This is a genomic window from Dyella sp. OK004, assembly GCF_900114495.1.
Classification (GTDB): domain Bacteria; phylum Pseudomonadota; class Gammaproteobacteria; order Xanthomonadales; family Rhodanobacteraceae; genus Dyella_D.
Genome location: NZ_FOZI01000002.1, coordinates 872,508 through 885,058, shown reverse-complemented (window position 1 = coordinate 885,058; position 12,551 = coordinate 872,508). Strand labels below are relative to the sequence as shown.

Here is a 12,551-nt window from a genome sequence, read left to right as displayed (position 1 = left end):
GGCAATGCGCGATGTTCGCCGACACGGTCGTCGGGCAGCAAGGCGGACATGCCACGTCACGTCGCAAATAGGTGACGTAGAGCGTTACTTATGCGCATTTAACTTGACGTCACGACAGTCAGGCGGTAAACAGCAACGGACAAGCGCCCGCCAAACGAGCGGTCGCTAAGGGTGGGCACTTTTTTTGCAAGAATCTTTTTCGTCCACATGAAGCCGATGGCCACCGCGCTGTCGGTTTTGTGTCTTACCTGAGCCTGGGGCGGGTCGCAGGGGGGTGTGTGAACTTGAACATAAGTGGAAATGGCCTGGCCGGTCTGAAGGTCATGGTTATCGATGACTCAAAAACCATTCGCCGTACGGCAGAAACCTTGCTTAAGAAAGAAGGTTGCGACGTGCTTACGGCCGTCGACGGTTTCGAGGCACTGGCCAAGATCTCTGACCAAAAGCCCGCCATCATCTTCGTCGACATCATGATGCCGCGCCTGGATGGTTATCAGACCTGCGCGCTCATCAAGAACAACCCTCAATTCCGAGGCACGCCGGTGATCATGCTCAGCTCGAAAGACGGGCTGTTCGACAAGGCGCGCGGCCGTATCGTGGGTGCCGAACAATATCTGACCAAGCCGTTCACCCGAGACGAGCTGCTTGGTGCCATCCATAGACATGTCAGCACGGTGTAAGACCGGCGACTACAGGGTCTGAGGGGGACCTGTGGCCAATATTCTCATTATCGACGACTCGCCGACCGACGTGCGCGTGTTCACCACGCTGCTCGAACGTGCAGGGCATACGGTCGGCTCCGTCGGCAACGCCGAGGAGGGCATCGAGCGCGTGCGCGCCGAATTGCCCGCCCTGGTCATCATGGACGTGATCATGCCCGGCATGAACGGTTTCCAGGCCACGCGCACCCTTACGCGCGACCCGGTGACCAAGGATGTGCCGATCGTGATGATCACCACCAAATCCATGGAGACCGACCGCGTATGGGGTCTCCGCCAAGGGGCACGCGCCTTCATCACCAAACCGGTGAACGAGAAGGAATTGCTGGCCTGTATCAACGACCTGCTGCCAAGCGCGGCCTGAGGCAACGAATGAGCCAAGCGCTTACCCCGTTCGAGATCCTCGCCCGCTACGAACGCCTCTCGCTGGTACACGCCTCCGATACGCCGGAAAAGCTGGAGGCCCCGGGCCTGTGGCGCGGCATCGGTTATCGCGTGGGCAGCCGCCTGTTCGTCAGCGGCATCGACGAGATCAGCGAATTGCTGGCCGTGCCGGTGCTCACGCCGGTGCCCGGCACCCAGTCGTGGCTGCTTGGCGTGGCCAACGTGCGCGGCAACCTGGTACCGGTAATCGACCTCGGCCGCTTCCTGTTCGGCGAACGCACCTTGCATTCCGAGCGCAGCCGCCTGCTGGTGGTGCGCCAGGGCACGGGCAGCGTCGCTTTGCTGGTCGACGAAGTGTTCGGCCAGCGCACGGTAGATGCAGAACAGCGCGTTGCGGCGGAGCGTGAAGACGACCCGCGCCTGACGCGGTTCGTCGACGATCGTGTGGGAGAGCCCCGGCTGGCGGTATTCAGCATGGGCAGGCTGGTGCGTGCACCGGACTTCCGTCAGGCCGCGGCCTGACGCGTTAGCCCGATTGATTCAAGTAGGACCGGTGCCGGGACGCGGCCGGGAATAGCGGTTTTCGGGGGCAAAGTCCCTGCCATCGCCGGTATCGCCGGTGAGGTCGTAGACGGGTGAGGTAACGAACATGAGCACTACAGGGGGCGTCGGCAAGGAACGGGGCTATACCGGCCTCATCGTCTTGCTGCTGGTCGCGATCGGTTTTGCGGCGCTGGATTTCTTCATGCTCAACGCGAAGAACAGCGAAGACCGCCAAGCTATCGCGCTGACCACACAGATCCAGGTGCTGTCGCAGCAGACGGCGAAATATGCCCTGGAGGCGTCCGACGGTAATGTGGATTCCTTCAAGGAGCTGGAGACCAACCGCAACGCCATCGACTCGGCGGTGCAGCGCCTGAACAAGGGCGACCCCAAGAGCGGCATGCAGGCCTATGCCGACAACAGCGCCTCCCCGGCCGGCCGCGCGGTGACCGCGCTGAGCAACGCCTGGAAGCAGCTGGATGCCGACATCGGCAAGATCCTCTCCAACAAGGCACTGGTGCTCGATTCGGCCCAGCGTGCCAGCACCCTGGCGCGCGAACTGCCCTTGCTCAACTCGAGCATGGAGCAGGTGGTGAACATCCTGCAGCAGCGCGGCGGCAGCGCCGAGCAGACTTACACCTCAGCCCGCCAGATGCTTCTGGCCGACCGCATGATCCGCCGAGTGCAGGAAGTGCTGCAGGGCGGCGATGCGTCGCAGCCCGCTGCCGACGGTCTATCCCGCGACGGCCAGCTCTACGGCAGCGTGCTCAAGGGCTTGCTCGAAGGTAACGCGGAAGTCGGCGTGCGCTCCATGGGCGACACCAACGCACGCAAGATCCTCACTGAGATGCAGTCGAAGTGGGGTGACGTGCAGGACCCGGTCGCCAAGCTGGTCAGCGCCGCAGGCAACCTCACCGACGTGAAGCGCGCCGGCAACCAGGCCTCGCTGGATTCGCAGAACGTGCTGCTGCGCGCGAATGAATTGGCCGACCAGATCGGCAAGCTACCGCTGCGTCGCCTGTTCCCGAACGTGTGGTGGGGTGTACTCGGTGCGGTGGGCGCGGTGGCCTTCTCGCTGCTGCTCGTCGTGACCCTCGTGCGCGACCAGCGCCGCCGCTTCCAGGATTCGGCCGAACTCAACCAGCGTAACCAGGAGGCCATCATGCGCCTGCTGGACGAAATGGGTTCGCTCGCCGAAGGTGACCTGACGGTCAAGACCACGGTGACCGAAGACATCACCGGCGCCATCGCCGACTCGGTGAACTACGCCATCGACGAGCTGCGCACCCTGGTGACCACCATCAACGAGACCTCCGAGCAGGTGTCGTCCTCGGCCCAGGAAACGCAGACCACCGCGCGCCATCTGGCCGACGCGGCGCAGAGCCAGGCGGCACGCATCAGCACGGCGACCTCGGCGATCAACCAGATCGCCAGCTCGATGGATAGCGTGTCGAAGGACTCCGCTGAATCGGCCGACGTGGCCGAACGCTCAGTGAAAATCGCCTCGCACGGCGCCGAAGTGGTGCGCGAGACGATCTCGGGCATGGACTCCATCCGCGACCAGATCCAGGAAACCTCAAAGCGCATCAAGCGCCTGGGTGAGTCCTCGCAAGAAATCGGCTCGATCGTGGAACTGATTAACGACATTGCCGAGCAGACCAACATCCTCGCCTTGAACGCAGCCATCCAGGCGGCCTCGGCCGGTGAGGCGGGCCGCGGTTTCGCGGTGGTGGCGGACGAAGTGCAGCGCCTCGCCGAACGCTCGGCGAGCGCGACCAAGCGAATCGAAACGCTGGTGCAGGCGATTCAGTCCGATACCAACGAAGCAGTGAACTCGATGGAGCAGACCACCGCGGAAGTGGTGGCCGGTGCCCGCAAGGCGGAAGACGCCGGTAGCGCACTGGGCGATATCGAGCGCGTGTCGCATGACTTGTCCGCGCTGATTCAAAACATCTCCACCGCTGCGCGTCAGCAGTCGGTGGCGGCGACGGACATCTCGCAATCGATGAACGCGATTCAGGAAATTACTTCGCAGACCTCGCAGGGCGCGAGCCAGACGGCCGATTCGATCGGTTACCTGGCGCAGCTGGCCAGCGATCTGCGGCGTTCGGTGGCGCACTTCAAGCTGCCTGGTTAAGGCAGCTTGTTGAGACAACGGTGTGAACCTGCCTTACACGTTGAGGCAGGTTCAATGACAGGGGGGCAACCTCGACGGTTGCGTAACGCATGTTGCGTGGCCGCTGAGAGAGGCGCATGAGACTTCAAGACCACATCGATTTCACCACCCTGCAGTGGGTCAAGCCCGAGCTCGACGAGACTCTGGCGATAGCCCGCGAGGCGTTGGAGTCCTACGTCGACAACCCGGGCAACCGCGATGTCATGCGCGCCTGCGCCGATCACCTGCACCAGGTGCAGGGCACCTTGCGCATGGTCGAGCTGTATGGGGCCGCGCTGGTTGCCGAGGAGATGGAAACGCTTGCCATCTCCCTGATGGAAGACCACGTAGCCCAGCGCGAGGAAGCCTATGCCGCGATGATGCGCGGCCTGATGCAGCTGCCCGATTATCTGGAGCGGTTGTCCGGCGGTCATCGCGACGTGCCGGTGGTGTTGCTGCCGCTGTTGAACGATCTGCGTGCCAGCCGCGGCCAGCAGGCACTGCACGAATCCGCGCTGTTCTCGCCCAATCTCGAAGCCGTGCTGCCGGACCACGCGCCGGCTGCCATGAATCAGGACGAAGCCGAGCGCGCGCACGGCCAGATCGCCGAGTTGCGTCTGCGTTTCCAGCAACAGCTGCTGGCCTGGTTCCGCGGCCAGTCGCCGGAACATCAGCTGGCGGCGATGGTGCAGACGCTCGACGGTATCGCCGCGCGTTGCTACAGCATTCCCGGTCGCCGTCTGTGGTGGATCGCCGCCGGTGTGCTGGAAGGTTTGCAGCAGGGCACGCTGAAGAGTCAGGCCGGCGAAGTGCGCCAGCTGATCGGCAAAGTCGATCGCAGCATCCGCCAGCTGATCGAGCAGGGCGAATCCAGCATGCGCGGCAGCGACGCCGACGAGCTGGCGCGCAAGCTGCTCTATGTGGTGGCACAGTCCAAGCAGCGCAGCCCGCGCATGGACCAGCTCGCCCAGGCCTACAGTCTGGATGCTTTGCTGCCCGACGCCAGCGAGCTGGAGCATGCCCGCGGCTCCATGTCCGGTCACAACCGTGCCTTGCTCGATTCCGTGGCGAAGGCGCTGAAAGACGACCTGCTGCGCGTGAAGGAAGCGCTGGATCTGTTCCTGCGCCAGACCGACGCCGATCCGGCCCAGCTGACCCAGCAAACCGAAATACTCGAGCGCGTCGGCGACACCCTGGGCATGCTCGCCCTGGGCGTGCCGCGCCGCGTGGTCAACGAACAGCGCCGCGTGCTGGAAGACATCGCCAGCCGCATGCGCGCACCTGACGAAGAACTGCTGCTCGACGTCGCCGGTGCGTTGCTCTACGTCGAAGCCTCGCTGGACGACCACATCGAAAGCCTGGGCGCCGACGAGGAAACGATCGGCGAAGCGCCGGTCAACATGCTGCCGCGCAGCGAAGCGCGCCACATCCTCGCCACGCTGATGCAGGAAGCCACCGCCAACACCGGCAAAGTGAAGGAGGCCATCGTCGCCTTCGTCGAATCCGGCTGGCATCACCAGCAACTCACCGACGTTCCCGGCCTGATGGACGAAGTGGCAGGCGCCATGCGCATGCTCACCGCGCCGCGTCCGGCCGAACTGGCCGATGGCATCGGCCGTTTCGTCGGCAATGAATTGCTCAGCGACCGCCGCGTGCCCACCAGCGCGCAGATGGATCACCTCGCCGACGCGCTCGCTGCGCTCGAGTACTACCTCGAAGCCGCGCGTGAACACCGCGGTGGTCTGGAACATATTCTCGACGTCGCCGAGCACAGCCTCAGCACGCTCGGCTACTGGCCGCCACCGCCCGCGCGCACGGTGCTGGCGGATGTCGCAGAAGTCGCATCGGCTCCGGCGCCCGCGCTCCATGTCATGCACGATTTCTCCGGCGAGCCGGCGCTTTCGGAATCCGTCAGCCTGGCCCATGGCGCCGATCTCGGCAGCCTGGTGATCGGCGAGGCGGCGACACCGACGCCGTCCGCGCACGAGCTGGCCGGTCTGAAGCTGGTCGATACGGAGCACACCATCGCGCAAACGGGTGGCAGCGACGAGAGCGACTGGATCGAGATCGAAGAAGAGATCGTCGAGCAGGTGCCGGTGGCCGGTGCCGTCGGCTCCGATGCGGGCTTCCATCTCGGTGCGGAAGGTATCGACGACGACATCCGCGAGATCTTCCTGGAGGAAATGCAGGAAGAGATCGACAACCTGCGCAGCGCCCAGCAGACCTGGCTGGCCGACCCGCAGCAGATCGAAGCGCTCATTCCGATCCGTCGCTCCTTCCACACGCTCAAGGGTTCCGGCCGCCTGGTTGGCGCCTCGGTGCTGGGCGAGTACGCATGGAAGGTCGAGAACATGCTCAACCGCGTGCTCGATCATTCCATCCAGCCGACCGAGAACGTGCAGGCGCTGGTGCGTCACGCCATCGAGGCGCTGCCGCCGCTGCGTGCCGCGTTGATGGGCGAGAACATGTCCGGCACTGTGCCGCTCGCCGCCATCATGGATACGGCCGAGCGCCTCGGCGCCGGCCAGGAAAACGCCAGCATCGCCGACCACGCACCGGCCGCCACCGAAACGGTGCGCCGCGTGGTGAAGCGCCGCGTGCCACGCGTGGGTGCCGCTGCCGATGCGATTCCCGCCGCTAGCCTGGCCTCCATCGAGACCTCGCCGGCACCGGCCATCGAGCCACGCCACGACGTTATCGCCGCACCGGTGATGCCGCCGGTGGACCCGGTGTTGCTGGAAATCCTGCGCAGCGAAGTCGCCCAGTACCTGCAGACCATCCGCCACGCGATCAACCGCGTGGACGGCGAACTGCGCGTGGACGACGGCCTGCTGCGTGCCGTGCATACCCTGCACGGCGCCATCGCAATGGTCGACATTCCGGTGCTGACCCAGCTGCTGTCGCCGCTGGAAAGCCTGCTCAAGCGCCTGCGCGCCGCAGGCCAGCCGCTGTCGACGGAAGGCGTGAACCTGCTCGGCAAGAGTGCCGACGCGGTCGACCACATCATGACCCAGTTCGATGTCGAGCATCCGCAGTTGCCGGATCTCGACGCGCTGATCCACCGCATCACCGAACTACGTGACGGCCAGCCCGAACCGCAAGTAGCGCACGTGGTGTTTGAGCCGCACCTCGACGATCTGTCCGCCGATACCGCGGAAGACGAAGGTGCCCTGGCTGCTGCGCTTGATGCCGCCATGCCGGTGCATCCGACCGCCCACGAAGCCGTCGGGCCGGCCGCTGGCGAAACACCGGCGATGCATGCCGAGCCGGCGACGGACGACTTCACCGCGGAGCTGATGGCTGCACTGGGCGAATTCGACGCCGAAGCCGGCGTGCCGGACACCAGCGCTCTCGACGAAGAAGCTCTGCACGACAGCGTGGCCGCCACGCCAGCCGCGCCGCAGGATGACGAGGACGATTTCGCCGCGCTCTACGGTGACTTGATCGACGAACCGCTGGAGCCGGTGACCGAACTTGAAGTGCCGGAAGATGAAACGCCGGCGCATCACGAAGAACCCGTGCACCACGTTGCCGCGCCTGTGGTGGAAGACGACGCTGTCGAAGCGCCGCACGCGCTGCTCGATGCCGAATCCGCGGCCGAATCCGCACACGTTGCCGAGGTTCCGGCGGAAACGCATGCGCCGGTGGAAGAACCAGCCCATCCGGTCATCGAGCCGGTGGCCGAGGTCGTTCACGAGGCACCGATCGAAGAAACCGTCGCACACGTCGCGCCGGTCGAAGCTGAAACCGAATCCGCCGTCAGCGAATACGCCGCCACCTGGACCAACAGCCAGATCGATCCCGATCTGCTGGAAATCTTCATCGAGGAAGCGCGCGAGATTCTCGATCACTCCGACAGTGCGCTGGCGCAGTGGCGTGCCGAGCCGAGCGAGATGGAGCACATGGCCAGCGTGCAGCGCGATCTGCATACGCTGAAGGGCGGTGCGCGCATCGCCGGCATGGTGCCGGTGGGCGACCTCACGCACGCGATCGAAACTCTGCTGGAAAGTCCGGTCGGCCACGACCCGTCGCGTGTCGGCGATCTGATCGGCGCGCTGGAGTCCGGCTTCGACCAGTTGCACGTGCTGGTGCAGCGCGTGTCGCAGGGCCGTGGCATTGAATACCCGCAGGCCATGATCGACCACTTCCTTGGCATGGCCGGCGAAACCGCCAGCCTCGCCGAAGAGCACGTGGTCGCCATGCCGCCGGCGCCGCAGGTCGATCTGCCGGAATTGCTGCCGGAAGAAGGCCAGCAAGACGACGGGCGCGCGCCGCAGGAACAGATCCGCGTCCGCGCCGAACTGCTCGACACCCTCGTCAATCATGCCGGCGAGGTGGCGATCTATCGCTCGCGCCTCGAACAGCAGGTGGCCGGCTACCGCTTCAACCTGGTCGAGCTCGACCAGACCGTGCAGCGTCTGCGCAGCCAGCTGCGCATGATGGAAATCGAAACGGAAGCGCAGATCATCGCGCGCTTCCAGCGCGAGCATCGCGAAGCCGGTCTGTCGGTGTTCGATCCGCTCGAGCTGGACCGTTACTCGCAGCTGCAGCAGTACTCGCGTGCACTGGCCGAATCGGTATCCGACCTTGTGCAGATTCAGAGCATGCTCGACGAGCTGACGCGTCAGGCGGAAACCCTGCTGCTGCAACAGTCGCGCGTGAGCTCCGAACTGCAGGATGGTTTGCTGCGTACCCGCATGCTGCCGTTCGACACCATGGTGCCGAATCTGCGCCGCACGCTGCGTCAGGCCGCGCAAGAGCAGGGCAAGGGTGCCCAGCTGTTCGTGGAAGGCGCCCACGGCGAAATGGATCGCAACCTGCTCGACCGCATCAAGGCGCCGTTCGAACACATGCTGCGTAACGCGGTGGCTCATGGCATCGAGTCGCCGGAAGAACGCCAGAAGGCGGGCAAGCCGACCGAGGGTTCGGTACGCATCCGCGTGGCACGCGAAGCCACCGAGGTGGTGGTGCGCGTGACCGACGACGGCCGCGGTCTCGACCGCGAGGCCGTGCGCAAGCGCGGTATCGAACGCGGCATGCTACGCGCCGATACCAAGCCCAGTGACGACCAGTTGCTCGCCCTGATCACCCAGCCTGGCTTCTCTACCGCCAGCAGCGTGACCCAGCTCGCCGGCCGCGGCGTGGGCATGGACGTGGTGGCCAACGAGATCAAGCAGCTCGGCGGTTCGCTTTCTATCGAATCGCAGCAGGGACAGGGCACCACCTTTGTGCTGCGCCTGCCGTTTACCCTCGCGGTAACCCAGGCCATCCTGGTGCGCATCGGCGAGGGCACCTTCGCCATCCCGATGACTTCGGTGCAGGGCGTGGCGCGTATCAGCCCGAGCGAACTGGCCGAGCGCCTGGCCGAGCCGGAGCCGTCGTTCCAGTACGGCGGCGAGCAGTACGGCATTCACGATCTGGCCGAACTGCTCGGCATCCAGCCGGGTCATCCGGGCGACGAACAAGTGCCGTTGCTGCTGACGCGTGCGGGTGACCTGCGCGCCGCGATTCGCATCGACGCCGTGATCGGCTCGCGCGAAATCGTGGTGAAGTCGGTCGGCCCGCAGATCAGTTCGGTGCCGGGCATTCTCGGCGCGACCATCATGGGTGATGGCTCGGTGCTGATCATTCTCGACCTCGCTCCGCTGGTGCGTCACGGTATCGTGCGCCGCCAGGAGCGCCTTGCCGAAGGTCTCAGCGCCGTGCAGGCGCCGGTGGTGGAAGAGGTGCGCGTGCGTCCGCTGGTCATGGTGGTCGACGACTCCATCACCATGCGCAAAGTCACCGGCCGCGTGCTGGAACGCCACGAGTACGAAGTCAGCACGGCGAAGGACGGCGTGGACGCCGTGGAGAAACTCCACGAGCGCGTGCCGGACCTGATGCTGCTCGATATCGAGATGCCGCGCATGGACGGCTTCGAACTCGCCACCCACATGAAGGCGGACCCGCGCCTGCGCGGCGTGCCGATCATCATGATCACTTCGCGTACCGGCGATAAGCATCGCCAGCGCGCGTTCGACATCGGCGTGGATCGTTACCTCGGCAAGCCGTACCAGGAAGCCGAACTGCTGATGCAGATCAGCGAAGTGCTGGAACAGCGCGCCTTGCAAGATCAGGCCACGGAGTCGGCTAATGGCTGAAACGGCACCAGCAGTCGCACTGCTGTTCGATGATGCGGAGCTGGGTGCCCATTTGCGCGAAGCCCTGCGCGAACGCGGAGCGCGGATCGTCCACGAAGGCACGCTTGCCACGCTGAGCCGCGACACGCTGCTCAGCGCCGGCGCGCAAGTTGTCGTGGTCAATCTGGACGATGACGCCGCCGACGCACTGGATCATCTCTACGACGTGATCGATGGCGATCACCCACGCGTGGTGTTCAACGACGCACAGGTCAGCCGCAAACTGGATGGCTGGGACCGCGCCCGCTGGGCACGCCACCTCGCCGTGAAAGTGCTTGCCGAAGGCGACATCGACCCGCCACGCCCGCTCGACGCCCCCGCCTTCGAGCCCCCCGTCCACGAGCCTGTGCCTGTGCACGAATACGCCCCTGTAGGAGCGCACCCTGTGCGCGAAACCCCTACGGAGCAGGACCCCGCAGCGCCCGATCGCCCACAAGGTGGGCTCCTACAGGAATCGCATCCTGAGGAACCACACGCCGCACTGGCCGCCATCGAACCCGAACCCACCGCCGAAGTACTCCTGTCACCCGTCCACGGCGACGCTGCCGAAGCATCGGAAACCCTCGCCGCCGAGCTGGAAGCCCTGCTCGCCGCCGACGAGAGCGTGCCGGCAGAAGACGACTTCGGCAGCGGTCTCAACTACACCATCGGCGAGCATCAAGAGCTGCACGACGGCCACTTCGGTGCGGACACCCTGATGACCCAGGGCCCGGCACCGCTGCCACCGCCACCGCAAGCCACGGTCGATTCGGCATCGCGCCCTGCTTTCCAGCTTGACCACGTGGCGCTGACGCCGGTGGATGACGACTTCCTGCCGTTGGATACACCCATCACCGTCGAAAAGGTGCCCGCCGCACAGGCACTGCATACCGGCTGGTCATTGGTTGACGACGATGCCGCGCCCGCCACTAAGGCGAGTGCGGCACCTAAAGACTTTGGCGTCGAAAAGGTGAGCGCCGCGGATTACCTGGCGCCAGAAGGTGGCAGCGAGGCCGAGTCGAACATTCATCCCGGCATGACCCTGGAGCTGGTCTCCATCGAAGAAGCCATCGCCCCGCAGAACATGGACTACAGCCATGAAATGCAGCTCGGCGAACTGGATACCGCCTTGGGTCGCCTGCTGCTGCTGGGTGCCACCATGGACAGCACCGATTCGGTGTGCGCCTTCCTCGCCGCTTTGCCCGCCAGTCTGCGCATGACCGTGTTGCACACCCAGCATCAGGGTGGCATCTCCGCCGAGGATCTGGCGGAGCGTTTGTCGAAACATTCCGTGTTGCCAGTGCGCGTCGCCAGCCATGGCATGCGCGCGCGCCATGGTGAAGTGTTGATCGTGCCGGCCAGTCGCCATGTGCGCCTGCTGCGCGACGGCCGCGTCGAATGCGAAGCGGTGGAAATCTCGTCGTTCCAGAACCCGTCCATCGATGCCAGCTTCACCACCGCAGCCAGTGTGTTTGGCCGCGACGCGATAGCCATCGTCTTCGCCGGCCACGCCACCGACGCGGTAGCGGGTGCGCAGGCCGTGCACGACCGCGGCGGCAAAGTGTGGGTGGAACAAACCATGGGCGACCACTACGGCGACATGGTGCACGGAGTCGAGGCCGAGCGCCTCGCAGGTTTTTCAGGCACGCCATTTGAACTGGCGGCACGTTTGGTCGAGGAGTTTTCGGTGGAGGCACAGCGATGAGCGAGCAACCGTTACCGCGCGAAATTCGCTGCGTACTAGTCCCAGTAGGCAACCTGCGCCTGCTGCTACCCAACGCCACCGTCGCTGAAGTCATCACTTTGCCCACACCCGAGCCAGTGGAAAGCGCGCCGGATTGGTTGCTGGGCCGCATCGCATGGCGTGGCTGGCGAGTACCGCTCGTTTCCTTCACCAAACTCGCTGGTGCGGAAGAGGGCGATGCTGGGCTCAGTGTCCGCGTTGCCGTGCTGAAAGCGTTAGGCGGTCACGCCAAGCTACCGTTCGTTGCGGTGGTCACGCAGGGCTTCCCGCGTCTAACTACTCTCAATGCCGAGTTGATCATTCCCACACATGACGGCACGCCGTTGGCACCCGGCGTCAAAGCCGAAGTGCTGGTGCGCGATGACGTGGCGGTGATTCCGGATCTGGAAGGGATTGAAGAGCAGCTTGTGGAGATGCTTGATTTGGCGAGTTGACCGATACAGCATCATTGCCGTGTTTGAAAAGGCGAGGTTCTTTGATGAGCCACGCCTTTTTTATGGGCCAAGGATGTGAGGATAAGAGGAACCCGACAAGAAATGCCATGCATGTTGTAGGTGGACGCTTATTTACGGGCTGCGGCTAGCTTGCTAGCGTTTGCGGTCGAGGCGAAAGTGGATGCCGGTCCGGGCTTTTCTAAGCTTGGAATAAAAGCTTTATTAAGCAAGGTCGGGGTGCTTAAGCCGCACCGAGCTTGATAGCTGAGTGCTCCACAGGTAGTGATGTGTAAAGTACAAGATTGACGCTGCGCTCTTGTTGTCGCTACGTCTGATGTGGAAGGGGTTTCTGTTGCCAGGGAAGGGCGTGCTCCGCTCCCTGGTTTGGTTTGCAGAGTAAAGGTCACAGGGAAA

The 12,551-nt window shown here is 64.4% G+C and carries 7 protein-coding genes; all 7 read left to right on the top strand.

All coding sequences use genetic code 11. The annotated features are described in order from the left end of the window. Positions 1–278 precede the first annotated feature (278 nt). The 7 genes from BM338_RS10640 (at position 279) to BM338_RS10610 (ending at position 12,137) form a co-directional block, all read left to right on the top strand. Positions 279–680, top strand: coding sequence for a response regulator (locus BM338_RS10640; protein WP_304529040.1), 402 nt, complete (start codon positions 279–281; stop codon positions 678–680). Between the two features lie 31 nt (positions 681–711). Beyond that, positions 712–1,083, top strand: a complete 372-nt coding sequence (locus BM338_RS10635; RefSeq protein WP_090450845.1) for a response regulator — start codon at positions 712–714, stop codon at positions 1,081–1,083. An 8-nt stretch (positions 1,084–1,091) separates the two neighbouring features. Continuing rightward, positions 1,092–1,625, top strand: coding sequence for a chemotaxis protein CheW (locus BM338_RS10630; protein WP_090450844.1), 534 nt, complete (start codon positions 1,092–1,094; stop codon positions 1,623–1,625). A gap of 127 nt (positions 1,626–1,752) precedes the next feature. Beyond that, positions 1,753–3,783, top strand: coding sequence for a methyl-accepting chemotaxis protein (locus tag BM338_RS10625; RefSeq protein ID WP_090450843.1), 2,031 nt, complete (start codon positions 1,753–1,755; stop codon positions 3,781–3,783). 116 nt (positions 3,784–3,899) lie between these two features. After that, complete coding sequence (locus BM338_RS10620) at positions 3,900–9,941, top strand: Hpt domain-containing protein (protein WP_090450842.1); 6,042 nt, start codon at positions 3,900–3,902, stop codon at positions 9,939–9,941. Beyond that, the gene (locus BM338_RS10615) at positions 9,934–11,664 is read left to right on the top strand and encodes a chemotaxis protein CheB (protein ID WP_090450841.1); all 1,731 of its coding nucleotides are present in this window, start codon (positions 9,934–9,936) and stop codon (positions 11,662–11,664) included. The genes BM338_RS10620 and BM338_RS10615 overlap by 8 nt, the downstream gene beginning before the upstream one ends. Next, positions 11,661–12,137, top strand: coding sequence for a chemotaxis protein CheW (locus BM338_RS10610; protein ID WP_090450840.1), 477 nt, complete (start codon positions 11,661–11,663; stop codon positions 12,135–12,137). The genes BM338_RS10615 and BM338_RS10610 overlap by 4 nt, the downstream gene beginning before the upstream one ends. Positions 12,138–12,551 lie beyond the last annotated feature (414 nt).

Bases quoted from the DNA above. Each gene is read 5' to 3' on its own strand.
- BM338_RS10625 (WP_090450843.1), top strand. From the start codon at position 1,753: ATGAGCACTACAGGGGGCGTCGGCAAGGAACGGGGCTATACCGGCCTC.
- BM338_RS10630 (WP_090450844.1), top strand. From the start codon at position 1,092: ATGAGCCAAGCGCTTACCCCGTTCGAGATCCTCGCCCGCTACGAACGC.
- BM338_RS10615 (WP_090450841.1), top strand. From the start codon at position 9,934: ATGGCTGAAACGGCACCAGCAGTCGCACTGCTGTTCGATGATGCGGAG.
- BM338_RS10610 (WP_090450840.1), top strand. From the start codon at position 11,661: ATGAGCGAGCAACCGTTACCGCGCGAAATTCGCTGCGTACTAGTCCCA.
- BM338_RS10620 (WP_090450842.1), top strand. From the start codon at position 3,900: ATGAGACTTCAAGACCACATCGATTTCACCACCCTGCAGTGGGTCAAG.